The organism is Kribbella sp. NPDC058245 (assembly GCF_042882005.1).
Lineage (GTDB): Bacteria > Actinomycetota > Actinomycetes > Propionibacteriales > Kribbellaceae > Kribbella.
Genome location: NZ_JBHVWY010000001.1, coordinates 90,728 through 114,196, shown reverse-complemented (window position 1 = coordinate 114,196; position 23,469 = coordinate 90,728). Strand labels below are relative to the sequence as shown.

Below are 23,469 nucleotides of genomic sequence, written 5' to 3'. Positions count from 1 at the left end.
TAGACCATTCGACGCCGTTCGTATACCTACTCGGCGACCTGCCGGAACCTCCGCCGGTACTCGGTCGGCGTCGTACTCAGATGTCGCGCGAACGCCCGTCGCAGGGTTTCGTCGCTACCGAGGCCACTGTGTTGTGCAGCCGCGGTGATGCTGTGGCCGTCCAGGATCAACTGCTGCGCCCGGTCGAGGCGGACTCGCTCGATCCAGCGGCCGGGTGTGGTCTGCAGTTCGGTCTGGAACAGTCGCGTCAGGTGTCGTGGGCTGACCGCGACCTGCTTGGCGAGCGCGGGCAGGCTGTGGTCAGCAGCGGGATCGGCCACCACGGCCGCAGTCGCCACTCGCAAGGGATCGCTCTTCGCCGGTGGGGTCGCGATCGCGGTCGAGAACTGGGACTGACCGCCCGGGCGCTGCATGAACACGACGAGTTCGCGTGCGACCTCTCGTGCGACAGCTGCGCCGTGATCGGCCTCGACGAGGGCGAGTGTCAGGTCGATGCCGGCGCTGATGCCGGCCGAGGTGACATACCGGCCGTCGGTGATGTGCAGTGCGTCGGGCTCGACGTGGACCTTCGGGTACTTGCGGGCGAGCGTGTCCGCATGCCGCCAATGCGTGGTCGCCCGCCTGCCGTCGAGCGCTCCTAGGTCCGCCAGCACGAAAGCTCCGGTACACACGGACGCGACGCGATCTGCCCGCTCCGCCAGTACGGCGGCGGTCTCCCGTACGTCGTCCGGCACGCGCTCGGCGAGGTGATCGGCACCCGCGATCACGACCGTGTCGACCCGACCGGCCTGGTCCGCTGTCACAGTGCCTGCGAGGGTCAGGCCCGCCGAGGTCCGCACGCTGCCGCCGGTGGGTGAGACCAGGAGCGGCGCATACCTGGGGCCGCCGCGATTGGCTTGGTGGAACACCTCGAGCGGACCGCTCACATCGAGCAGCGTCACGTCGTCGTACACGACGAAGGCGACCCGGCATGTCCGAATCTGTGGTTCTCCCGGCCTTTTGGACATGGCGCCAGCATAGCCCGCACCGCGAGGCTGGAGACCCAACCTCCGGAAAGGCAGTCCGATGACCGAAGAGATCGCCGGCATCAAGATCCCCGACAGCACCCTGGCCCGCGAAGCCACCGAGCTGGTCCGGGACGCCGCGACACCGCTCGTCTACCACCACTCGCGCCGCGTCTTCCTGTTCGGCGCCCTCCGCGGTCTGGCCGACGGTCTCACCTTCGACCCCGAACTCCTCTACGTCGGCGCCCTCTTCCATGACCTCGGCCTGACCGATCGCTATCGCCGTACCGACCAGCGCTTCGAGATCGACGGCGCCGACGAGGCCCGCCGCTTCCTCGACTCCCACGGCGTCCCCATCCTCGACTCCGACCGCGTCTGGACCGCCATCGCCCTGCACACCACCCCCGAGATCCCCCTCCACATGGCCGCCGAGATCGCCCTCGTTACCCGCGGCGTCGAGCTCGACGTACTGGGCCTCGGCTACGACTTCCTCCCGGACGCCCAGCGCGCCGCGGTCGTCGCCGCCCACCCCCGCCCCAACTTCAAGCCCCAGATCCTCGCCGCCTTCACCGAAGGCCTCATCGACCGCCCCGCCACCACCTTCGGCAACGTCAAAGCCGACGTACTCGCCCACTTCGACCCCACCTACCACCGCACCGACTTCGTCGAGATCATCCAAACCTCCGCCTGGCCCGAGTGACCATTTCAGGGGATCTCCCCTCAAGTTGACGCTTCTCCGTTCAAAATTTGGGCAGAGAACCAGCACATTGAGCGGATATCCGGTCAAATGCGCGAGGGGTGGGGGCGGCTGGCCGGAGGAGGTGCGGGGGTTGCTTGTCCGGGGGGCTTGGGCAGGTAAGGATGTGCGGTATGACGGAGAGTTCTGGGATCGACAGCACGGTTCCGCCGAGCGGCACCGGGTGTGCGGAGTGTCTGAGCAACGACGGCTGGTGGTTCCACCTGCGGCGGTGCGCCGAGTGCGGTCACATCGGCTGCTGCGACTCGTCGCCGGCCCAGCACGCCTCGGCCCACTTCACCGAGACCGGCCACCCGATCGTCCGCAGCTTCGAGCCCGGCGAGGACTGGTTCTGGCACTACGGCGAGTCCCAGTACTACGACGGCCCGGCCCTCGCCGACCCCCAGTCCCGCCCCGCCGACCAACCGGTCCCCGGCCCCGCCGGCAACGTCCCCACCGACTGGCAGAACCACCTCAACTAGGCGGAGTCGCCCTGCCAGCGGCCGCGGTGGATCAGGGTCTCCGGCGCGCGTCGCCGCTCGGCGACCTCGGGACGCTGCGGCGGGTGGTCGTCGGCGCGGTGACCGATCGCGATCGCGCCGATCGGGTCAAGCCCTTCCGGGATGCCGAACTCCTCCCGGAAGGCCTGCACGTGCGGCGGCACATCCGAGTCCGCAGCTTTCGTCTCCGCGTCCGGCATCAGCCAGAACAGGAAGGCATCCAGCCCTTCGTCGACGGCGGTCAACAGCATCAGCATCGCCGCCATCCCGGTGTCGATACTCCAGTACGGCGCCGGCCAGCCCTCTTCCGTGTACCGCTCGAGGTAGGTCGCCCGATCGGCGAGCGGGACCACGACCAGCGGCGCGTTCATCACCCGCGGCTTGTACCGGGTCTGGTTGGGCGCGAACGGCCAGAACCGTGCGAGATCCGCGGGCTCGGTGAGCACCAGGAACGCGAACCCCTGCACGAACCCCGCCGACGGACCCCGCTGCCCAGTGGCAAGGATCCGCTCGACAGACTCCGCCGCGATCGGCCGGTCCGCGAACTCCCGCACCATCCGCCGCCGACGCACTACCTCTGAGAACTCCACCCGATGGACTCTACAAAACGAAGCCGGTCGGGAACGGGTCGTCGGGGTCGAGGAGGTAGTTGGCGGTTCCGGTGATCCAGGCTCGGCCGGTGACTGTCGGTACGACGGCGATGTGGTCTCCGACGACCGTCTCCTCGATCAGGCGGCCGGTGAAGCGGGTACCGATGAAGGACTCGTTGACGAAGTCCACACCGAGCGCCAACTCACCCCGGGCGTGCAGTTGCGCCATCCGGGCCGACGTACCCGTCCCACACGGGGACCTGTCGAACCAGCCGGGGTGAATCGCCATCGCATTGCGTGAATGCGCACCATCGAGACCCGGCGCGGTGAACTGCACGTGTTTGCACCCGTTGATCCCGAGATCGAGCGGATGCACCGGCCGGTCGACCGCGTTGATCGCATCCATCAACGACAGGCCAGCCGCCAGGATCTGATCCTTGTACGCGCGATCGAACGGGATCCCGAGCTGATCCAGCGGCAGGATTGCGTAGAAGTTCCCGCCGTACGCCAGGTCGTACGTGACCGCACCCAACCCCGGCACCTCAACCACAGCATCCAGAGAATGACTGTACGACGGTACGTTCCGCAGCGTCACGTGTTCCGCGCGACCGTTGCTCACGGCAACATCAACCACGACCAACCCAGCCGGCGTATCCAACCGGACGACAGTCACCGGCTCCTGCACCTCGACCATGCCGGACTCGACCAGCACAGTCGCGACCCCGATCGTGCCATGACCGCACATCGGTAAGCACCCGGAGACCTCGATGTACAGCACGCCCCAGTCGGCATCCGGCCGGGTCGGCGGTTGCAGGATCGCTCCGCTCATCGCGGCGTGGCCGCGGGGCTCGTTCATCAGGAACAGGCGCAACCCGTCGAGGTGCTTCATGAAGTACTCGCGCCGCTCGGCCATCGTCGTACCGGGCACTACCCCGACCCCACCCGTGATGACCCGCGTGGGCATGCCTTCGGTGTGTGAGTCGATCGCGCTGATCGTCCGGATCGATCTCATGCCAGCGCCGAACCAGTTAAATACAGGACGGCTTTCTTCATGTCCTGCTCCAGTTGCGCGACGTGTTCGGGCACCAGCGGCCCACGCGGCGGGCGGCAGTGACCGCCGTACCGGCCGACGTAGTCCATGCCGTACTTGATCGCCTGCACGAACTCCACCCGCGAGTCCCACCGGAACGCTGCGACGAGCGGCTCGTACAGCGCCCGGGCCTCCTCCAGCTTGCCTTGTACGGCGAGGTCGTACAACCGCACCGATTCGGCCGGGAACACGTTCGGGAACCCGGCGAACCACCCGGTCGCGCCCATCAGCAACGCCTCGAGTGTCAGGTCGTCCGCCCCGGCGATCACCGCCAGCTCCGGCGCCCGTTCGCGAATCTCCAGGATCCGGCGGACGTCGCCCGAGAACTCCTTGACCGCGACCACGTTCTCGATCTGCGCGATCTCAGCGAGCAGGTCAGGGGTGAGGTCGACCTTGGTGTCGATCGGGTTGTTGTAGACCATCACCGGCAACCCGGCCTTGGCGACCTCGGTGAAGTGGTGGATCACCTCGCCCCGGTTCGCCCGGTACATCGTCGGCGGCAGGCACAATACGCCGTCCGCCCCGTCCTCCGCCGCCTTCTCCGCCCACGACCGAGCCTGGTGCGCCCCGACGCCGTGCACCCCGACAACCACCACACCGTCGTTGCCGACAGCATCAATCGCCGTCCGCGCCACCGCGCGGCGCTCATCATCGGTCAGCGACGAGTACTCGCCGAGCGATCCGTTAGGCCCGACCCCACGACACCCGTTGTCCACCAGCCACCGGCAGTGCTCCGCATACCGATCCAGGTCCGGCCGCAACCCCGCCGGCGCCCCTGCATCCTCCTTGTAGGGCAACGCCGTCGCCACAATCACGCCGTCCAGCTTCTCCGTCACAACGTCTCCTCAGCCTCAGCCAGATCGCCCAACCGCACCGGTACGGCGATCGGCCGTTTCATCGATGTCTTGTCGCCGAGCAACTCGGCCACATTCCGCGAACAAACCCGTCCCTGACACAACCCAAGCCCCACCCGGCTACTCAGTCGCAAGGCCCGCCCCGCAACCCCACGCCCAGCAGCAGCCTCAACCTCTCCCCGCCGAACTTCCTCACACCGACAGACAAGCGTCGAGGGAAAACTCCACGCCTTCCACCCATCCCGCACCGGATAAGCCAGCCCCAGCGCAACAGCAAACCGCCGCAACCGCTCCACCTCCGAACCACCGCGCGAGCGCCGCGCAGCAACCCCAGCCGCCCCTACCGGTGGCGCTCCTAAGGACTTCCCTCGCGCCGCGCCAGCGTGTCGCGCTGCAGCCGCGCCGGCGATCCGGCCCTCGGCGGCGGACAAGCCAGCACCACCGATGCCCGTGATCTCACCTGCCGCGAACACCCCAGGTGTAGTGGTCTGCTGATCGGCGTCCGCGACGACTGCCAACCCGTCGTCGGTCAGCTCGCACCCAGCGGCAACCGGCAGCTCCAACTGCGGCGTGAACCCAAAACCCACACACACCGCATCGCACTCGATCCGCCGTTCCGTGCCAGGCACGGGCTGCCAGCGAGCGTCCAGCCGTACGACGGTCACCGCCTCGACATGAGAGTCCCCATGGGCTTCAACAACAGTCCACCCGTGGCGCAACCGAATGCGGTGCTGGGCAAGCGTCCGCGCATACCCCGCGAGCTCACCAAGCTTGCCAACAGCAACCAATGGATCCGTCGTCCACCCACGAGCAACAGTCGACAACCGATTGGCCTCGAACAACCCAACAACCTCAGCGCCAACCCCAACCAGCGATTCAGCCACCGGTAGCAGGAACGGCCCCGTCCCGGCAATCACCACCCGCCGACCAACAGCGACCCGCTGGCTCTTGGCCAGCGCCTGCGCGGCCCCAGCCGTGTACACCCCCGGCAAATCCCAACCAGGGAAGGGCAAAACCCGATCGTAGGCACCAGTCGCCAACACGACCACCTGCCCGTCAACCGCGAACACCGACCGACCACGAGCATCCGCAGCACCACGCTGCACCCACAGCCGCGTCCCCTCGACCGCCCACACCGAAGACTCCGGCAGATACGTGATCAGCTCATGCGACAACACCCGATCACCCGCGAACGCCTTCCGCCGTACGCCGAACTCCGCCGCAGCCGACCGATGGAACTGACCACCCAGCGAACGCCCCGTATCCAGCAGCACCACCGACGCCCCATCATCAGCCGCAGCCAACGCCGCCGCCATCCCAGCAGGCCCAGCCCCCACCACCACAACCTCAGCCGAGACAGTCTCACCAGCGGCCGATTCCCCAGCCCCACAAGGCAAAACAGCACCGTTCTGCGACTCAATCGAGTCCCCTGCAGAAACCGTCCGTTGACAAGCCCGCACGTCCGGAGTCCCGTTCACGACAACCAAACAATCGAAGCAGGCCCCGATCCCGCAGAACACCCCACGCGGCCGACACCCGCCCCGCGTCGTCCGCCAAGCGTCCCGCCCGCGCCCCAACAACACACCGGCAACCGTCTGCCCAGCCACGGCCTCCACCGGCGCCCCGTCCACAGTCACCGGTACGACGTCCGCCGTACCGACCGAATCTCGATTGAAGAACGCGGTCATCCGTCGATCACCGCCGCCCGATCCACCCGGAACGGCTCCGCCGCAACATGCGGTGCCAACCCCAGGAACAACTCACAAACCAACCGCCCAGTGGAAGCGGCCAACCCGATCCCAGCCCCCTCATGCCCGGTCGCATGCCACAACCCCGGCACCCGCGGATCCGGCCCAATCACCGGCAGATGATCCGGCGCATAAGGCCGAAACCCGCCGTACGCACGCATCACCGCAACCTCGGCCAAGAACGGAAACAGCCCAACGGCCTTCCGAGCCAACTCACGCAGTACCCGAACCCGCAGCGACTCGTCGAACCCGACCCGCTCCCGGCTGGACCCGATCAGCACCGTCCCAGCCCGCGTCGACTCGACCACCGTCGACGTCTGCAGCTCGGCGTCCCCACTCCCAACCGCACCCACATAGTCCGCGTCATAGACCTTGTGCCGAACACATTCCGGCAGCGGCGCCGTCACCAGCACCATCCCCCGTCGCGGCAGCACCCGGATCGGCGCACCCGCCGACGAACTGAACGCCCCAGCCCAAGGCCCACAAGCATTCAGTACGACGTCGCACGCGATCACGCCGTCAGTCGTCTCAACGCCGACCACCCGCCCAGCCGCGGACCGCCGCAACCCAAGCGCCGTCACGCCGGACCGAACCTCGCCCCCACGCTCCCGGACCGCAGCGAGCAAAGCCGTTGCCGCCAGCACCGGTTGCACCTGCGCATCATCTGGATAGTGAACAGCGACCGTCACCCGAGGAGTCAGCAACGGCTCCAACTCGAGCGCCTCGGCCGCAGACACGAGACGGGCATCGACCCCGGCCGCGCGCTGCTTGGCAGCGAACGCCTTCAGCGGCGCCGGATCGCCAGTCGCGACCACCACGCCACCCTTGGCCTCCCACTCGACATCAGCAACCTGCGAAGGCATCCGCGCGAGCACCCGCTCCCACTCAAACCGCGATGCCAGCGCCAAGTCGAGCTCCGGCCCAGGCTCCTTGTCGGAGACGAGCACGTTCCCCTCGCCGGCCGCCGTCGTACCGCCCGCAGGCCCGTCCCGATCGATCACCAGAACCCGGACGCCAGCCGCCGATAGCGCTTCCGCACAGGCGGCGCCGACCATGCCTGCGCCCACAACCACCACGTCCGGCATGATCACCTCCCGAGGACCGTTCATTAAACTGAACGATCCCGAGCGTACGTCGCCGCCCCGCGAGAGGTCAACGGTCAGCTGAGATGAGGTCCCGGTCCGGACGGCGCAGCGTCCGGCGGGTACTCCAGCAGCAGCACCGACCGCACCGGCCCGTCCACCGCCTCGTACCCGTGCGGCCCACCGGCCCGAAAGGCCAGATAGTCCCCCGGCCCGAGTTCCTCGGTCCGACCCCGCGAGGTCACCCGCAGCCGCCCGCTCAGCACAATGTGATGCTCGATCCCGGGATGCCCGTCAGAGTGCTGCACAGCATCCGGCCGCACGTCCTGCGTGTAGATCTCGAACAGCCCACCGGCCGGTTCCAGCCGCCGTACCATCCGCAGATCGATCGCGTCCCCGGACAGTACGTCGATCTCGGCCGACCGCACGAGGATCAGATCAGCCGTCGGCGCATCGCTCAGCAGCGCCGACACCGGCACCCCCAGAGCGTTCGACAAACTGAACACGGTCTCGATGGTCGGGTTCCCGCTCCCGGACTCCAACTGCGAGAGCGTCCCCTTCGCGATCCCCGACCGCCGGGCCAGTTCGGACAGCGAGATCCCCTGCTCGTCCCGTCGCGCGCGCAGGTTCAGCCCCAGCACCCGCCCCGCACCCATCGCCGCCATGCCCGGAGCTTAAGGGATCACCCGCTGCCGCCTGAGCTCGGCGAAGATCTGGAAGAACATCTCGTCGGTGGCGACGTACTCGTGGAAGCCCGCCCGCCGTGCCTTCGACCCGTCGGCGAAGAAGTCGTAGTCCCACCCGAACACGAAGTCCGCGAACGGCCACGACGACACTTCCTCGTACGACGTCGCCGCCAGCCCATGTGTCACCTGCAACTGCTTCCATGCCGGCGCCTTGTCCACCATCACGTCCTGCAGCGACATCTGCAACGGCGGCGCGACCTCCATCTCGAACCAGCGCGCGATCTTCGGCCACAGCTCGCTCCACCGGAACAGATCCCCGTTCGCGATGTTGAACGCCTGGTTCGCGGCCGCCGGCGCGGTCGCCGCCCACACCACCGCCTTGGCCAAGAGCCCGGCGTCGGTCACCTCGAGCAGCGCGTCGTACGCCCCGAGCTTCCCCGGGAACCGCAGCGGCACCCCGAGCTCCTTCGACAACGACGCGTACACAGCGATCGCGACCGCAAGGTTCATCGGGTTGCCCAAGGCAACACCACCGACGACGGAAGGACGCAAGGCCGACCAGTCCCACGCCTTTCCCACCTGCCGGGCCTCGAGAAACTGCTGCTGATCGACGTTGAACTCCGGCGGTAGATGCGGAGGATCATCCTCCCGCGCCGGCGTCTTGAACGGGCCCAGATGTGCGCCGTACACCTTGTAGCCCTGCATCAAACTCACGTGCCGCAACCCACGCGCCACGGGCTCGATCGCGTCGACGACGTTGACCAGCATCGCCAGGTTCGGCGGCACCAACTCGGCCCAGGTCGGCCGATCCTGATACGCCACGTAGAACACGTGCGTCACGTCAGCAAGCCCTGCCAGCTTCACCCGAGTGTCCACGGCATCGAGTAGATCCACCGCCAGATGCCGAACCTTCCCCGGTACGTCGACGCCTCCGCGCCGCGACAACCCGATCACTCGCCAGTCCTCCAGCGAGGCCAGGTGCTCGACCAGATTCGACCCGATGACACCCCGGGCACCGACCACCAACGCCACCTTCTGCATATCCACAGCCTGTGGGTACCGTGTGGATAAGTCCAAGTCATAGTGATCACCTATCCCATAAGGTGTGCTTATGACCACGCTGCGCCAGCTCGAGTACCTGGTCACCGTCGTGGATACCGGCTCGTTCACGAAGGCGGCCGAGCAGCTCCACGTCACCCAGCCGGCCCTGTCCCACCAGATCCGCGCCCTCGAGCGTTCGGCCGGCGGCCGGCTCCTCGAACGGCTGCCACGCAGCATCCGGCTCACCGCGACCGGCCGCGCGATGATCCCGCACGCCCGCGCTGCGCTGGCCGACGCCTACCGCGCGCAGTGCGCCGCACGCCAAGCGGCCGGCCTCGAGGTCGGCGAGCTGCAGATCGGCACGCTCTACTCCATCACCCTGGGGATCCTCCCCGCCGCGCTCCGCCGCTGGCGCCAGTCCTACCCCGAGGTCGGCATCCGCCTCTTCGAGCACCGCCACACCGACGAACTCGTCGAGGCCATGTACGCCGGTCAGGCCGACCTCGCGATCGGTCCCGAACCAACCGACTGGCAGGGCACCGTCCACCCACTCGGCACCGAAGACTTCGTCGTCGTCCTTGCGAACGACGATCCAGCCGCCGTCGGCGACACCGTCAACCTGACCGATCTCGCCCACCGCTCCTGGGTTCACTACACCGCCGGCCACGGACTGTCCGACGTACTCGATATCGCTTGTGCACAAGCAGGTTTCGAACCATTGGTTGCCATCCGCACCGAACAGACCGCAGCAGCTCCGGCCCTCGCTGCCGCCGGACTCGGCCCGGCGCTGGTCCCGTCCAACATCCTGCCGACGTCGTACGACGGCCATATCCTCCGCCCGAATCCACCGATCACCCGCGCGCTGACGGCGTACACGCGCGGCACCCCAGACCCACTGGCCGCGGCCTTCATCGACGTGCTCGGTCAGTCGATCACTGCAGACCGGTCGTCTGTCCGATCTCGATGAGATAGCCGTCCGGATCGACCAGATAGCACCGGATCTCGGCCCCACGATCCAGCGGCTTGGTCAGGAAGCGAGCCCCCTTCGACCGCGCGTGCTCGTAGAACGCGGCGATATCGGCGACCCGCACATTCAGGAACGCCGACACCGGGTCAGCCGGCTCGGGCGCGGTCAAGGTGACATCAGGCTTGTCCGGCGTCGGTCCGCCACCGGGATTCATGATGATCCAGGTGTTCGCGACTCGCACAGTCGCCGGATTCTTCGCGCGGACGATCGTCCCGCCGAACACCTCGGCGTAGAACTCGGCCGACACCGCGACATCGCGCACGGTCAGGAACTGCGTGACCACCAACCCGCGCTCAGGCGCGGGGAACTCGTTATCCGTCATGCAGCCAAGGACAGAACAGCGTCCTCGGCTGTGACAGTCAGACCGTCAGCGGCAGCTTGTCCAGCGCGCTGACCAGCGGCGCGAGCTCTGGCAGCTCGGCAGCCTTCTGCAAAGCAGCAGTCAGTACGGCGTCATGGGTCGGCTGGGCCTGGTCGAGCAGCTCGCGACCGGTCGCGGTGACCTCGGTGTAGATGCCCCGGCGGTCGGTCGGGCAGAGGTAACGCCCGAGGAGCTTGCGGTCCTCCAGGCGGCTCACCAGGCGCGTCGTCGCGGACTGGCTGAGCACGACCGCGTTCGACAGCTGGTTCATCCGCAGGTGGTGCTCGTCCTGACGGGCCAGCACGTCCAGTACGCCGTACTCGCTCACGGAGAGGCCGTGCTGCTTCTGCAGCGCGCGCTCCAGCTCGTCCTCGATCCGGGCGTGCAGAGCGGCCAGGGTTCGCCAGCCCTGCGCCCGCGCCTCGGCAGCGTCGTCCGGTAGTCCCATGACCCCTCCACTTGAACTTTGTGTTTGCATGCGCAATCATAGCGCTTGCGCAATAGCCCGCGTGTGCAACTATCGCGCACGCTGGTAACAGTCGTAAGACTACATTCGAGGGAGACCAGAAACTATGCCCGCGGCGTTGCTCGCTCTGGCAATCGGTGCTTTCGGGATCGGCACCACCGAGTTCGTGATCATGGGCCTGCTGCCCGAGGTCGCGACCGACTTCGGCGTCAGCATCCCGTCCGCCGGACTCCTCATCTCCGGCTACGCGCTCGGTGTCGTCGTCGGCGCCCCGCTGCTGACCGCGATCGGCTCCAAGGTGTCCCGCAAGACCGTGCTGATCGCCCTGATGGGGGTGTTCATCGCGGGCAACCTGCTCTCCGCGCTCGCCCCGTCGTACGGCGTCCTGATGACCGGCCGGATCGTGGCCGCGCTGGCCCACGGCGCCTTCTTCGGCGTCGGCTCGGTGGTCGCTGCCTCGCTGGTGCCGAAGGCCAAGCAGGCGAGCGCGATCGCGCTGATGTTCACCGGCCTGACCGTGGCCAACGTGCTCGGCGTTCCCGGCGGTACGGCGCTCGGTCAGCAGTTCGGCTGGCGGTCGACGTTCTGGGCAGTGACCGCGCTCGGCGTGATCGGCCTGCTCGGGATCGTCTTCCTGGTCCCCAAGCAGGACACCGCCGAGGGTCCCGGCCTGCGGGTCGAGCTGGCCGTGTTCAAGAACGTGCAGGTGTGGCTGGCGCTGGCGATGACCGCGCTCGGGTTCGCCGGCGTGTTCGCGTCGTTCACCTACATCGCGCCGATGATGACCGAGGTCGCGGGCTTCTCGTCCGGCGCGGTCACCTGGCTGCTCGTGCTGTTCGGTGGCGGCCTGGTCGTCGGCAACCTGCTCGGCGGCAAGGCGGCTGACCGCTCACTCATGCCGAGTCTGTACGTGATCCTCGCGCTACTGGCCGCCGTACTGGTCGTGTTCGTCTTCACGGCGCACGCGAAGGTGCCGGCTGCCATCACCATCGCGATCTTCGGCGCGGCCGGGTTCGCGACCGTGGCTCCGCTGCAGAAGCGGGTCATGGACAAGGCGGTCGGCGCTCCGGCACTGGCGTCCGCGGCCAACATCGCCGCCTTCAACCTCGGGAACGCCATCGGCGCGTACCTCGGCGGCCTGACCATCTCGCACGGTCTCGGCTACACGGCCCCCAACTGGGTCGGTGCCGCACTGGCGATCGCGGGTCTGCTTGCCGCCCTCACCTCGGGGGCACTGGACCACCGCCGCCGTACTGAAACCTCACCTGCCCTCACCACTGTCTGAAGGATTGATCTACTCAATGATTCCCACCGTGAAGCTCAACAACGGCGTCGAGATGCCCCAGCTCGGGTACGGCGTGTTCCAGGTCCCGGATGACGAGACCACGCAGGCCGTGACGGCCGCCCTTGAGGCCGGCTACCGCAGCATCGACACGGCGACGGCGTACCAGAACGAGGCCGGCGTCGGAAAGGCACTGGTTGCCTCTGGCATCGACCGCGCGGACCTGTTCGTCACCACGAAGTTGTGGAACGCCGACCAAGGTTTCGACAGCACACTCAAGGCGTTCGACCGCAGCCTCGGGCTGCTCGGCCTCGAGTACCTCGACCTGTACCTGATCCACTGGCCGACCCCCGAGCGGGATCTGTACGTCGACACGTGGCGCGCGCTGGAGAAGATCCTGGCCGACGGCCGGGTCCGCGCGATCGGCGTCTCCAACTTCCAGCCGGACCACCTGGACCGACTGGCTGAGGTCGCCGGCATCACCCCGGCGGTCAACCAGGTCGAGCTGCACCCGTTCCTGCAGCAGAACGAGGTTCGCGCGTACGGCGCCGACTTCGGGATCCGCACCGAGGCGTGGAGCCCGCTGGCCAAGGGCGGTTCGCTGCTCTCCGACCCGGTCATCGCCAGGTTGGCTGAGAAGCACGACCGGACTCCGGCGCAGGTCGTCCTGCGCTGGCACCTGCAGCTCGGCAACATCGTGATCCCGAAGTCCGTCACGCCGGCGCGGATCAAGGAGAACCTCAACGTCTTCGACTTCGAACTGACCGACGAGGACCTCGCCACGATCACCCCGCTGGACCGCGACGAGCGCACCGGCCCCCACCCAGACACCTTCAACGTGGCCTGACTCCTCCCTCCCGCGCCACGCGACAGCAGTTTCATGTCTCGGGCCACAACTGGTGGCCGGGTGCTGGTTATCGCGGGCGGAGACAGACAGTGGCGGCCGGAGACCCCGCACCACAGGTCTCCGGCCCCCGTTTCATGTCTCCGGCCACAACTGGTGGCCGGGGAGCGGTCGCGAATACACTGTCCTCAGATGTGACACACTGTTTCAGTGCGTGCAGCAGATGAGCGAACAGCCCTCGGTTCGGTGTGGCTCCGGACCGAGGGCGAGGCGACCCGGGCTCCGCTCACCCGTGAGCAGATCGTCGCGACCGCGATCGCCGTACTGGACCGGGACGGGCTCGACGGGTTCTCCATGCGCAAGATGGCCGCCGCCCTCGGCACTGCGGCGACCTCTGCCCTCTACTGGCGGATCGCCAACAAGAACGACCTGCTCGAGCTGGCAGTCGACGAAATCCTCGGTACGGCGCTCAACCAGACCAGCACCGGGGATTGGCGGGACCACCTGACGGTCGCCTGCACAGCGGCGTACCGGGCCTTGTGGGAACACCCCTGGGCGCCGCAGCTGCTCGCGACCCACGCGGGTCTCGGCCCGAACTACCAGGCCTTCACCGACCAGCTCGTGTCGATCCTGGTCGCGGCGAGGTTCAAGGGTGAGCACCTCGACTCTGCCGTCTCCGCCGTCTTCCACTACCTGATCGGCTCGGCGGTCACCGACTCCGCCTGGTCCGCGATGGTTCGCCGCAGTGGACTGACCGAGCGGCAGTGGGCGAACGAGGCCGGCGACCAACTCGGCGTCGGCGCCGAAAGTCTGGCCGCATACCTCAATCGCGCCAACCGAGCCGGCCCCGAAGCCAGGTTTTCCGCGGGCCTCCGGGTGATTCTGGTCGGACTGCGTCCACGCCAGCTCTCCTGACCGGTCTGACACAGGGATGACCCGTCACCACTGTGCCCGGTCAATCGCTTGTGCTACCCCCTGTGACAGGACAACTCTTCACGGTTATGAGGCCGCGCCGCCCTGCGGCCTCCTGAGATCACCCTGGAGTGTGAGGCATGACAGGAAAGCTCAAGCTCGCCCGTGCCGCGTTCGCCGCCGTCGTCCTGGTAGCGGCCTCGGCCGGAGCAGTCGGGACCGCGCAGGCCGCCAAGCCGAAGCCGCCGACGCAGATCGTCGGTGGTACGACGGCCAGCACCGCGCAGACCCCGTGGGCGATCGCGCTGAACAACAGCCGCTCGTCCGACCCGTACGGGCAGTACTGCGGTGCCACGCTCGTCAAGGCGAACAAGCTGGTCACCGCGGCGCACTGCGTCACCCAGCCGATCAGCACCTACACCGCGGTCCAGGGCCGCGACGACCTGCGCACCACGGCCGGTAAGACCTCGAAGATCTCCAAGATCTGGAAGGACCCGCAGTACGGGCAGGTGGCCGGCCACGACGTCGCCGTACTGACGCTGACCACGCCGTTTACCGGGGTGGCGACGCTGCCGCTGGAGACCAGCACCGCCGCGGACGCGGTCGGCGCGCAGTCGACCGTCTACGGCTGGGGCGACACCGAGGGCACCGGTCCCGCGGACCGTTTCCAGAAGGTCCTCGTGCCGGTGCTCGGCGACGCGTACTGCCAGGACGTGTACGCGAGTGAGGGCTACGTCGCCAACGGTGAGATCTGCGCCGGCTACAAGCAGGGCGGCAAGGACTCCTGCCAGGGCGACTCCGGTGGTCCGCTCGTCCTGAACGGCCGCCTGTTCGGTGTCGTCTCCTGGGGCATCGGCTGCGCCGACGCGGGCAACCCGGGCGTCTACGCCGAGGTCGCCACCTACGCGAGCGCGTTGACCACGCAGATCAACAGCTAGCAGTGTTTTGGGTGGCCGGCCCACGGGGGCCGGCCACTCCTTCTACAGATCAGCGAAGGCTGACGTCGGGTTCTCGAATGCGTCGGCCACGAACCGCAGGAACCCGGCAGCCGTTCCGCCGTCACACACCCGGTGGTCGAACACCAGCGACAGCTGAGTCAGCTTCCGCACCGCGAGTTCACCGCCGACCACCCACGGCCGATCGATGATCCGCCCAACCCCCAGGATCGCGACCTGCGGGTGATTGATGATCGCCGCACTGCCGTCGACTCCGAAACTCCCGTAGTTGTTCAGCGTGAACGTCCCACGGTTGAGTTCGTCGGCCGTCAGCCGCCCGGCGCGTGCCGTCTCCATCAGCTTCTTGATCTCGCCGTCCAGACCACGCGCACTCAACTTGTGTGCGCCGGCGACCGCCGGTACCACGAGCCCACGTTCGGTCTGCGCCGCCAGCCCAAGGTTCACGCCGTCGTACTGAACCAGCTCGTCCCGCTCGGTATCCACAAACCCGTTGAGCTCCGGGTACTTCACCAACCCGGCCACCACGAACCGGGCCATCAAAGCCAGCAAGCCCGGTCCCGCATCAGTTGCCGACCGCAACGATTCGCGCAACTCCAGCAGCGCGGTCGCATCCACATCAACCCACGTGGTGGCCTCCGGTATCTCCCGCCGGCTCCGACTCAACGTCGCCGAAGCAACCTTCCGGAACCCACTCGTCTGCTCCCGCCGCAACTCAGGCAAGCCGGTCCGCGAATCTACAGCCCCACCCACCTCAGCCACAGGCAGAGGGCTCTCGGCAACAACTTCATCGACGACGGGAGCGGGCGATTCATCTGCAATGTGTTCAACCCGGCGAGCGATCGCCAGTTCCACGTCACGGCGAACGATCAGTCCGTCAGCGCCAGTCCCCACGACGCTCTTGAGGTCCACCTCAGCGTCGCGTGCCAACCGTCGTACCAGCGGTGAAATCACCCGCACCACGCCAGCCGCAACAGGCGCCACTGCAACCGACCCGCGCGGCTTCCGACGACGCCCGGAACCAATCGACTCACCAGTCCCGTAGCCGATCAGCACATTGCCCGACCCCGCGCGTTCCTCCTCGCGGTAGGCCGAACCACCCTCGGCACCGATGGTGATCAGTGGCTTCCCGACCGGGATCACCGTCCCCACCTCACCATGCAGTTCCTCGACCACCCCGGCATACGGCGACGGCAACTCGACGACCGACTTGGCCGTCTCGACCTCCGCGACCGGCGTATCAACCGCAACGACATCACCAGCCGCGACCAGCCACCGCACGATCTCGCCCTCGGTCAGCCCTTCACCGAGATCCGGGAGCAGGAACGTGTTCACGAGTCCTCCCACTGCAGATCGTCAACAGCATCAAGGATCCGGTCCACGCCCGGCAGCTGGAACTTCTCCAACTTCGGCGGCGGATAGGGAATGTCGAACCCGGTCACCCGTCGTACCGGCGCGGCCAGCGAGTGGAAGCAGCGTTCGGTGACCCGGGCAACGATCTCCGACGAAACACTCGCAAACCCACTGGCCTCAGCCACGACAACAGCCCGCCCAGTACGACGTACAGCCGCGCACACCGTCTCGTCGTCGAACGGCACCACGGACCGCAGATCCACGACCGTCAATTGCCGCCCTTCAGCCGCAGCAACCTCCGCGGCCTCCAGCGCGACCGGCACCGAAGGCCCATACGCGATCAGAGTCGCGTCCGCACCTTCCCGCCGTACAACAGCCTTCCCGATCCCCGGCACATCCTCGGTGAGATCGACCTCTTCCTTGGCCCAGTAGAGCTTCTTCGGCTCCATGAACACCACCGGGTCCGGCCATTCAATTGCCCGACGCAACAACGTGTAAGCGTCAGCAACGGTGCTCGGGGCAACGACCGTCAGCCCGGGCGTGTGCGCGTAGTACCCCTCCGACGAATCGCAGTGATGCTCGACTCCACCGATCCCGCCGGCGTACGGCATCCGGATCACCATCGGCAGCGCGACCTTCCCGCGCGTCCGGTTCCGCATCTTCGCCACGTGGGAGACGATCTGCTCGAACGCCGGATACCCGAACGCGTCGAACTGCATCTCGACCACCGGCCGCATCCCGTTCATCGCCAGCCCGACCGCCATCCCGACGATCCCGGACTCGGCCAATGGGGTGTCGAAGCAACGATCCTCGCCGAACTCCGCGGTCAGCCCGTCGGTGATCCGGAAGACCCCCCCGAGCGCCCCGACATCCTCACCGAACATCAGCACGGAGTCGTCGGCCTTCATCGCGTCCCGCAGTGCCTGGTTCAGCGCCTGCGCCATCGAAATCTTCTCGTGCGTCATGGTCAGGCCTCCTCTCGCGCCAGCTCGTCCCGCAGGAACGCAGCCTGCTCAGCCAACTGCGGCGTCTGTACGGCGTACAGATGCGTGAACAGCTCCTCCGGATCCACGCCCGGCTCGGGCATCAGCCCGTCACGCAGGTACTGCGCCACCGTCGTGGCCGAGCTCTCAGCCCGCTCCCGTACGGCGTCATCCAGCAACCCGGCCTGTGTCAGGTAAGCCTCGAGCCGCTTGATCGGGTCCTTGGCCAGCCACGGCGTCACCTCGTCGTCCTGCCGGTAGCGCGTCGCGTCATCCGCGTTCGTGTGCGCCTGCACCCGGTACGTGTGCGCCTCGACCAACTGCGGTCCCTCACCAGCACGCGCCCGAGCAACAGCCTCTCCCAGTACGGCGAGCAGTCCGGCAAGGTCGTTGCCATCAGCCCGTTCCCCGGGAACGCCGTACCCGATGCCCTTGTGAGCAATGGATGGCGCGACGGTCTGCTTGGCCAGCGGAACCGAGATCGCGTACTCGTTGTTCTGCACAAAGAACACCACCGGTGCGTGGAAGACCGCAGCGAAGTTCAGCGCCTCATGGAAGTCGCCTTCGCTGGTAGCGCCGTCACCACACAGCGCCATCACTACCGTGTCCTCGCCCTTCAACCGTGCCGCGTGCGCAACACCAACCGCATGCGTGAGCTGCGTCGCCAGCGGCGTGGACTGCGGCGCGACGTTGCGCGCGTACGGGTCGTAGCCCGAGTGCCAGTCACCACGCAGCAGCGTCAGCGTCTCGATCGGGTCGACCCCGCGGCTCACGATCGACACCGTGTCGCGGTAGGTCGGGAACAGCCAGTCCCCCTCGGCGAGCACCATCGAGGCCGCCACCTGGCAGGCCTCCTGCCCATGCGACGACGGGTACACGGCGAGCCGGCCCTGCCGGACCAGCGCACTGGCCTGATCGTTGATGCGACGACCCTTGATCAACTCAACGTAGCCGTCGAGCAGGAGCTGCTCGGTCGGCAGCTGGTACGACGAATGGTCGTGCAGAACCCCGTCCTGGTCGATCAACCGGACAGGTTCTTCGGAGGGGAGCAAACGCTCCTCGACGGTGGTCATTAACCCTCCAGTGCAGGGAGACGGACGGTGGCCACATCGTCGTCCTTCTGGCCATTCGGATCCAGACCTGGGAAAATCCCTGGACAACTGGTTCCTCAACGGCCGATTTGGAGAACGAATGTCCCAGGACGAGATCCCGCATCAGGCCGGACCTGGACGGATGGTCATCGCTCCGGCGCTCGACGAGATCGACCGTCAGATCGTCGAGGCTCTCGGCCGCGACGGAAGGCTCTCGATCCGCGCCCTGGCCGAGCTGGTCCACATCTCCCGGGCGAACGCCTACGCCCGCGTCGAACGCCTCACCAGCACCGGCACCATCACCGGCTTCACGGTCACCGTCGACCCGCTGAAACTCGGCCTCGCCACCTCGGCGTACGTCACGCTCAGTCTCCGCCAAAGCTCCTGGCGCTCGCTGCGTGAACAGCTCCAAGCCATCCCCGAGATCAAACACATGGCCCTGGTCGGCGGCGACTTCGACGCCATCCTGCTGGTCCGCGCCGCCGACAACGAGGGCCTCCGCCGCGTAGTCCTCGAGAAGCTCCAAGCCATCCCCGAGGTCCTGGGCACCCGCACCGCCCTCATCTTCGAGGACCTAGGCACCCTCTAGATCCTTACGTCCGAATGTCCGCAGCGCACCGTCGGCGTGTTTTCGGACGCTAGGAGTCAACTCGCCCGCTAACAGCCGCAGGACTTCCTGATCACCAACTCGGTCGGGTACGCCGTGGACCGCCCGACCGGCCCCTCCACCAACTGCCGGACCACCTCACTCGCCATTCGCTCCAACGGCTGCCGCACCACCGTCAGCGCCGGCGCACACCACTCCGCCTCAGCAGTCCCGTCAAACGCCACCACCGCAACGTCCTCCGGCACCCGCACCCCCGCTTCCCTCAACGCCCGCAGAACACCCACCGCCTGCAAGTCCGAACTGACAAACACCGCCGTGGGCGTGACCTCCAACCCCGCCAGCCACCGGCCCGCCGCATACCCACCCTCCCGGCTGAACGCCACCCTCATCAGCGGCCCATCCGGCAGTCCCGCGGCTCGTAACCCCTCCCGCCACCCGCGCTCCCGCTCAGGCACTGGCTTCGCGCCGCTCTCGCCAATCACCAGGGCGATGCGGGTGTGACCGTGACCGACGAGGTGTTCAACCGCAACTCGGGCACCCTCGCGGTAGCGGGGGCCGACTGAGCTCACGCCCGGCAGCACGCGGTTGACGATGACGACTGGTAGGTCGGCGCCAGCCAGGTCGGGCGCCTCGGCGGGCGTCACCAACGCCAGCCCGCTCACCTGGCGCGCGAGCAGCTCAGCAACCTTCAGCCGCTCGGTTTCGGCGTCACCATCAGCACTTGTCTGCAGTACGACGTACCCGCGCTCACCCGCGGCCTTGTCGATCGCCTTGGCCAGCTCGGCGAACAGCGGGTTCCCACCGTCCGGCGTGATCAGCCCGAACGTCTTCGTGCTCCCCGTCCGCAGCGCCCGCGCCGTCGCGTTCGGCCGATACCCGAGCACACGGATCGCCTCGAGCACCCGCTCCCGCGCTTGTGGCGACACCGCCCGCGGCCCGTCATTCACCACATAACTCACGACCGCGGTACTCACACCGGCGTACCGGGCGACGTCATTACGCGTGACAGGAGACGGCGACATGACCCGATGATACGGTCTACACGAGTAGAATCTACACGAGTAGAAGGGCCCCGCCATGCCCCGCCGCTACGCCATCGCCGGTACCGGATCCCGAGCCCGCGAGTACGTCCGCGCGATCCTCCAGGACCACTCCGCCGACGCCGAACTCGTCGCCCTCCTCGACCCGAACCCAGGTCGCCTCGACTTCCACCAGCAGTACGTCGAAGAGCTCGGCGGCCACCGTCTCCCGCAGTACGGCGCCGACGACCTGGAGCGGATGGTCAAGGAGCAGTCCGTCGATCGGGTGATCGTCACCAGCCCCGACTACACCCACGCCGCTGTCGTCTCCCGGCTCCTCCGCGCCGGCGCCGACGTGATCGTCGAGAAGCCGCTGACGATCAACGCCGAGGGCACCCGCGAGATCGCCGCTGCGATGGCCGAGTCCGGCAAGTCCGTCGTCGTGACCTTCAACTACCGCTACTCGCCACGCAACAGCGCCCTGCGCCAACTGATCGCAGACGGCGCGATCGGCACCGTCACCAGCGTCGAGTTCCAGTGGGTGCTCGACACCAGGCACGGCGCGGACTACTTCCGCCGCTGGCACCGCCAGAAGCAGAACTCCGGCGGACTCCTTGTCCACAAGGCCTCTCACCACTTCGACCTCGTCAACTGGTGGATCGCCTCCGAGCCGGCCCGGGTCTTTGCCTCCGGCGCCCTGTCCTTCTACGGCGACCAGAACGCCGCCACTCGCGGCCTTGGCCCCCGCCCACTCCGCGGCACCGTCGACACCATGCCCGACGACCCCTGGCTGCTGGACCTGCGCGTAGACGATGCCAACCGCCGCCTCTACTACGAGAGCGAGCAGTACGACGGCTACCTCCGCGACCAGGACGTCTTCGCCCCAGGCATCACCATCGAGGACAACCTGGCCGTCATCGCCGAGTACACGAACGGCGCCCGCCTGAGCTACTCCCTCAACGCACACTCGCCCTGGGAGGGCTACAAGGTCTCCGTCAACGGCACCGAGGGCCGCGCCGAACTAGAGGTCGTCGAACGCGCCGCCGTACTCGACGCCCACATCGACCCGAGCTACCCCGCCGGGAACCTCATCACCGGCGACATCCGCTCCGACGGCGAACGCCTGATCCTCCAGAAGCACTGGGCCGCCGCCGTAGAGGTCGAAATCCCCCGAGCGGCCGGCGGCCACGGCGGCGGCGACCGCCTCCTCTACGCCGACCTCTTCCAAGGCCCCACCAACGACCCCCTCGCCCGAGCCGCCGACATCAACGACGGCATCAACGCCGTCGCCGTCGGCATCGCCGCTAACCAGTCCCTCACCACCGGCCACCCCGTAACCGTCGCCGACCTAAACCTCGGCTAGCTCCGGACCGCCCGAACCCGCCGATCACGCGCACCTGAACGCCCCCGCCACCTGTGGTGGCGCGAGACACCTTGTTGGGGCTGGAGACCTGTTGCTTGCGATCTCACGCCCCAACTTCCTATCTCCGGCCGCAAGTGGGGTTCTTTTGACTCATTCGTGGGTGGTGCGGCGTACCGGTCTTCTCCGTGTGGCGGGTCAGTTGACCGGTGTGCTGGTGGGCTGGCTGGGCGCTGTTCCAGCGTTGGCGGTAGGTGACCTGCGTGCAGTTGCTGGAGGTGTGGACAGGAAACGGGGGCTGTGCACAAGGCATGACTTGTTCAAGGCCCCCGCGGGGTGTGCACGCCCCCGGGTTGTATCCGGCGCCCCCCGCGGTGCCGGACCTGTGCCACTGTCCAACCTGCCGCGCGACTACTGGTGCAGGTGATGCTGAGCCTGAAGTGTCCGAGCCGCGCGGAGTTAGACAGTGCTGGCGGTCCGCCCCGCCACCCCACGCCTTTCCCGCCGCCTCCTCTGCCCCCGGGGCGAGCACGGTGGGTTCAGTCGCCGTGCAGAAACAGCGGTCCGACGTCGAGTGGAAGGAGATTGCCGCCAGGAATCGATGTCCGGCAGCACGGTGCGTTCAGTCGGCGACATCGTCCCCACATTCGCCGATCACATTGCCCGAGACCCTGCGATGGGACGGCGACCCGTCGGTCCGACGACGTGCGAACTACCCACACCTACGTCACAAGAGCCGCAAGTGGTGGCGTGGGCGCCCGGCGTACCGCACACTGCCTATTCCAACGGATCTGGCTGGCGGGCGGCTCGCTGGCGGCGGAACCAGATGAGCAAGGCCACACAAGGCAGTAGCAGGCCACCGAGGCCGAGAGCGAGGAAGTCCCACTCGGCACCGATGTGGTCGACCAGCCAGGCGAAGTTCTGGCCGAAGAAGCCGGTGACGAAGGTCAGCGGCAGGAAGACCGTCGCCAGGATCGTCAGCTGCTCGATGGTCGCGTTCTGCCGCACACTCACCTTGGTCTGCTCGACTGAGATCACTGCCATGTTCGCCTCGAGCACTGTCGCCAGCAGGTCGCGCTGAGCCGCCACCTCCTCGTTCACCAGCACCAGGTGGTCGTGCACATCGCGGAAGTACGGCAGGAGCTCGGTGTTGCGCGCACCGCGCTCGATCGTGGTCAGTACGGCGAGCAGCGGGTGCACGGCGCGATAGAAGTCCGTCACCTCGCGCCGGAGGAAGTAGATCCGCTCGGTCGGGGCGACCGAGCCGGCGAATACCGTGCGCTCGACCTCCTCGATGTCCCGCTCCAGCTCCGCGACGACCGGCCCGTAGCTGTCCACCACCTGGTCGAGGATCGCCCACAACACCGAGTTCGTGCCGGCCTCCAGCAGCTCCGAACGCTGCTCCAGCCGGATCCGCGCACCGTGCAGATCACTCGCGACGCCCTGGCGGACGGTGATCACGAACGCCGGCCCGACGAACACGCTGACCTCGCCGAACTCGACCTCCTCCCGCTGCTCGTCGTACCGGGCGGTGCGCAGGATGACGAGGCGGATGTTGCCCTCGTACGGCTCGACCTTCGGCCGCAGATGGAACGTCTGGGCGTCCTCGACGGCCAGCTCGTGCAGGCCGAAACTATCGCTGACCTGGGCGAGCTCCTCGGGCGTCGGGTCGAACATACCCAGCCAGACGAATCCGCCCTTGGCGCAGTGCGCGGCGGCGTCGCCGACCGACATCGGCCCGACGTGCTGGCGGCGCCCGTCCTGGTAGTACGCGCAGTCGATGATCATGGTTGCCTCCCTGCCCCGATCGTCGCTGACGGGCCCCGCCGCGAAACAGGGGTGAAGAGGTGAACTTCGGGAGCAGTTCCTGTCCAGTGCCT

24 protein-coding genes are annotated in these 23,469 nt (G+C 67.5%); 9 read left to right on the top strand and 15 right to left on the bottom strand.

The genetic code is table 11. The features are described 5' to 3' along the window. Window positions 1–26: 26 nt before the first annotated feature. Entirely contained in the window at window positions 27–1,007 is a 981-nt protein-coding gene (locus ACFVWG_RS00585) for a GlxA family transcriptional regulator (RefSeq protein ID WP_391540986.1), read from the bottom strand. Window positions 1,008–1,065: 58 nt separating this feature from the next. Between ACFVWG_RS00585 and ACFVWG_RS00580 the strand changes: the two genes are divergently transcribed. Together ACFVWG_RS00580 and ACFVWG_RS00575 are read left to right on the top strand one after the other, a co-directional pair. After that, the gene (locus tag ACFVWG_RS00580) at window positions 1,066–1,704 is read left to right on the top strand and encodes an HD domain-containing protein (protein ID WP_391540985.1); all 639 of its coding nucleotides are present in this window, start codon (window positions 1,066–1,068) and stop codon (window positions 1,702–1,704) included. Between the two features lie 170 nt (window positions 1,705–1,874). Beyond that, window positions 1,875–2,222, top strand: coding sequence for a UBP-type zinc finger domain-containing protein (locus ACFVWG_RS00575; protein WP_391540984.1), 348 nt, complete (start codon window positions 1,875–1,877; stop codon window positions 2,220–2,222). Here ACFVWG_RS00575 and ACFVWG_RS00570 read toward each other — a convergent pair. The 7 genes from ACFVWG_RS00570 to ACFVWG_RS00540 form a co-directional block, all read right to left on the bottom strand. Continuing rightward, a complete protein-coding gene (locus ACFVWG_RS00570; protein ID WP_391540983.1) occupies window positions 2,219–2,830 on the bottom strand; it encodes a nitroreductase family protein in 612 nt (203 codons plus the stop codon). The two genes, ACFVWG_RS00575 and ACFVWG_RS00570, sit on opposite strands and share 4 nt — an antisense overlap. 10 nt (window positions 2,831–2,840) lie before the next feature. Then, a complete protein-coding gene (locus tag ACFVWG_RS00565) occupies window positions 2,841–3,842 on the bottom strand; it encodes a proline racemase family protein (RefSeq protein ID WP_391540982.1) in 1,002 nt (333 codons plus the stop codon). Next, a complete protein-coding gene (locus ACFVWG_RS00560) occupies window positions 3,839–4,756 on the bottom strand; it encodes a dihydrodipicolinate synthase family protein (protein WP_391540981.1) in 918 nt (305 codons plus the stop codon). The genes ACFVWG_RS00565 and ACFVWG_RS00560 overlap by 4 nt, the downstream gene beginning before the upstream one ends. Continuing rightward, the gene (locus ACFVWG_RS00555; protein ID WP_391540980.1) at window positions 4,753–6,462 is read right to left on the bottom strand and encodes an FAD-dependent oxidoreductase; all 1,710 of its coding nucleotides are present in this window, start codon (window positions 6,460–6,462) and stop codon (window positions 4,753–4,755) included. Before ACFVWG_RS00555 ends, ACFVWG_RS00560 begins: the two co-directional genes overlap by 4 nt. Next, complete coding sequence (locus ACFVWG_RS00550; protein WP_391540979.1) at window positions 6,459–7,607, bottom strand: NAD(P)/FAD-dependent oxidoreductase; 1,149 nt, start codon at window positions 7,605–7,607, stop codon at window positions 6,459–6,461. The genes ACFVWG_RS00555 and ACFVWG_RS00550 overlap by 4 nt, the downstream gene beginning before the upstream one ends. 74 nt (window positions 7,608–7,681) lie before the next feature. Then, complete coding sequence (locus tag ACFVWG_RS00545) at window positions 7,682–8,269, bottom strand: helix-turn-helix domain-containing protein (protein WP_391540978.1); 588 nt, start codon at window positions 8,267–8,269, stop codon at window positions 7,682–7,684. Window positions 8,270–8,278: 9 nt separating this feature from the next. After that, window positions 8,279–9,331, bottom strand: a complete 1,053-nt coding sequence (locus ACFVWG_RS00540) for an SDR family oxidoreductase (protein WP_391540977.1) — start codon at window positions 9,329–9,331, stop codon at window positions 8,279–8,281. A 70-nt stretch (window positions 9,332–9,401) separates the two neighbouring features. Between ACFVWG_RS00540 and ACFVWG_RS00535 the strand changes: the two genes are divergently transcribed. Continuing rightward, window positions 9,402–10,298 (top strand): LysR family transcriptional regulator, encoded by an 897-nt coding sequence (locus ACFVWG_RS00535; RefSeq protein ID WP_391540976.1) that lies wholly within the window; start codon window positions 9,402–9,404, stop codon window positions 10,296–10,298. Here ACFVWG_RS00535 and ACFVWG_RS00530 read toward each other — a convergent pair. Together ACFVWG_RS00530 and ACFVWG_RS00525 are read right to left on the bottom strand one after the other, a co-directional pair. Further along, entirely contained in the window at window positions 10,264–10,680 is a 417-nt protein-coding gene (locus ACFVWG_RS00530) for a VOC family protein (protein WP_391540975.1), read from the bottom strand. The two genes, ACFVWG_RS00535 and ACFVWG_RS00530, sit on opposite strands and share 35 nt — an antisense overlap. Window positions 10,681–10,717: 37 nt before the next feature. Next, on the bottom strand, window positions 10,718–11,167 hold the full coding sequence (locus ACFVWG_RS00525; RefSeq protein WP_391540974.1) for a MarR family winged helix-turn-helix transcriptional regulator: 450 nt from the start codon (window positions 11,165–11,167) through the stop codon (window positions 10,718–10,720). Between the two features lie 124 nt (window positions 11,168–11,291). Here ACFVWG_RS00525 and ACFVWG_RS00520 point away from each other — a divergent pair, with 124 nt between their 5' ends. The 4 genes from ACFVWG_RS00520 (at window position 11,292) to ACFVWG_RS00505 (ending at window position 15,161) form a co-directional block, all read left to right on the top strand. Continuing rightward, a complete protein-coding gene (locus ACFVWG_RS00520) occupies window positions 11,292–12,470 on the top strand; it encodes an MFS transporter (RefSeq protein ID WP_391540973.1) in 1,179 nt (392 codons plus the stop codon). A gap of 16 nt (window positions 12,471–12,486) precedes the next feature. After that, window positions 12,487–13,314, top strand: coding sequence for an aldo/keto reductase (locus tag ACFVWG_RS00515; RefSeq protein ID WP_391540972.1), 828 nt, complete (start codon window positions 12,487–12,489; stop codon window positions 13,312–13,314). A gap of 207 nt (window positions 13,315–13,521) precedes the next feature. Continuing rightward, a complete protein-coding gene (locus tag ACFVWG_RS00510; protein ID WP_391540971.1) occupies window positions 13,522–14,226 on the top strand; it encodes a TetR/AcrR family transcriptional regulator in 705 nt (234 codons plus the stop codon). 137 nt (window positions 14,227–14,363) lie between these two features. Then, window positions 14,364–15,161 carry a S1 family peptidase gene (locus tag ACFVWG_RS00505; RefSeq protein ID WP_391540970.1) on the top strand — a complete coding sequence of 266 codons (798 nt, stop codon included), beginning with the start codon at window positions 14,364–14,366 and terminating at the stop codon, window positions 15,159–15,161. A 42-nt stretch (window positions 15,162–15,203) separates the two neighbouring features. Here the strand turns inward: ACFVWG_RS00505 and ACFVWG_RS00500 are convergent, their stop codons facing one another. Genes ACFVWG_RS00500 through ACFVWG_RS00490 form a run of 3 tightly spaced genes read right to left on the bottom strand, consistent with a single transcriptional unit; the run spans window position 15,204 to window position 18,585 of the window. Next, complete coding sequence (locus tag ACFVWG_RS00500) at window positions 15,204–16,511, bottom strand: dihydrolipoamide acetyltransferase family protein (protein WP_391540969.1); 1,308 nt, start codon at window positions 16,509–16,511, stop codon at window positions 15,204–15,206. After that, window positions 16,508–17,494: an alpha-ketoacid dehydrogenase subunit beta gene (locus ACFVWG_RS00495; protein ID WP_391540968.1), complete on the bottom strand. Its 987-nt coding sequence runs from the start codon at window positions 17,492–17,494 to the stop codon at window positions 16,508–16,510. Before ACFVWG_RS00495 ends, ACFVWG_RS00500 begins: the two co-directional genes overlap by 4 nt. A gap of 2 nt (window positions 17,495–17,496) precedes the next feature. Then, window positions 17,497–18,585 (bottom strand): thiamine pyrophosphate-dependent enzyme, encoded by a 1,089-nt coding sequence (locus ACFVWG_RS00490; protein ID WP_391540967.1) that lies wholly within the window; start codon window positions 18,583–18,585, stop codon window positions 17,497–17,499. Between the two features lie 118 nt (window positions 18,586–18,703). Between ACFVWG_RS00490 and ACFVWG_RS00485 the strand changes: the two genes are divergently transcribed. Then, complete coding sequence (locus ACFVWG_RS00485) at window positions 18,704–19,192, top strand: Lrp/AsnC family transcriptional regulator (protein WP_391540966.1); 489 nt, start codon at window positions 18,704–18,706, stop codon at window positions 19,190–19,192. Between the two features lie 68 nt (window positions 19,193–19,260). On the opposite strand, the gene ACFVWG_RS00480 is transcribed toward ACFVWG_RS00485, so the two are convergent. Further along, window positions 19,261–20,232: a LacI family DNA-binding transcriptional regulator gene (locus tag ACFVWG_RS00480; RefSeq protein ID WP_391540965.1), complete on the bottom strand. Its 972-nt coding sequence runs from the start codon at window positions 20,230–20,232 to the stop codon at window positions 19,261–19,263. Window positions 20,233–20,287: 55 nt separating this feature from the next. On the opposite strand from ACFVWG_RS00480, the gene ACFVWG_RS00475 reads away from it, so the two are divergent. Beyond that, window positions 20,288–21,592 carry a Gfo/Idh/MocA family protein gene (locus ACFVWG_RS00475; protein ID WP_391540964.1) on the top strand — a complete coding sequence of 435 codons (1,305 nt, stop codon included), beginning with the start codon at window positions 20,288–20,290 and terminating at the stop codon, window positions 21,590–21,592. 774 nt (window positions 21,593–22,366) lie between these two features. On the opposite strand, the gene ACFVWG_RS00470 is transcribed toward ACFVWG_RS00475, so the two are convergent. Next, window positions 22,367–23,377: a magnesium and cobalt transport protein CorA gene (locus tag ACFVWG_RS00470; protein WP_391540963.1), complete on the bottom strand. Its 1,011-nt coding sequence runs from the start codon at window positions 23,375–23,377 to the stop codon at window positions 22,367–22,369. Window positions 23,378–23,469: the final 92 nt, after the last annotated feature.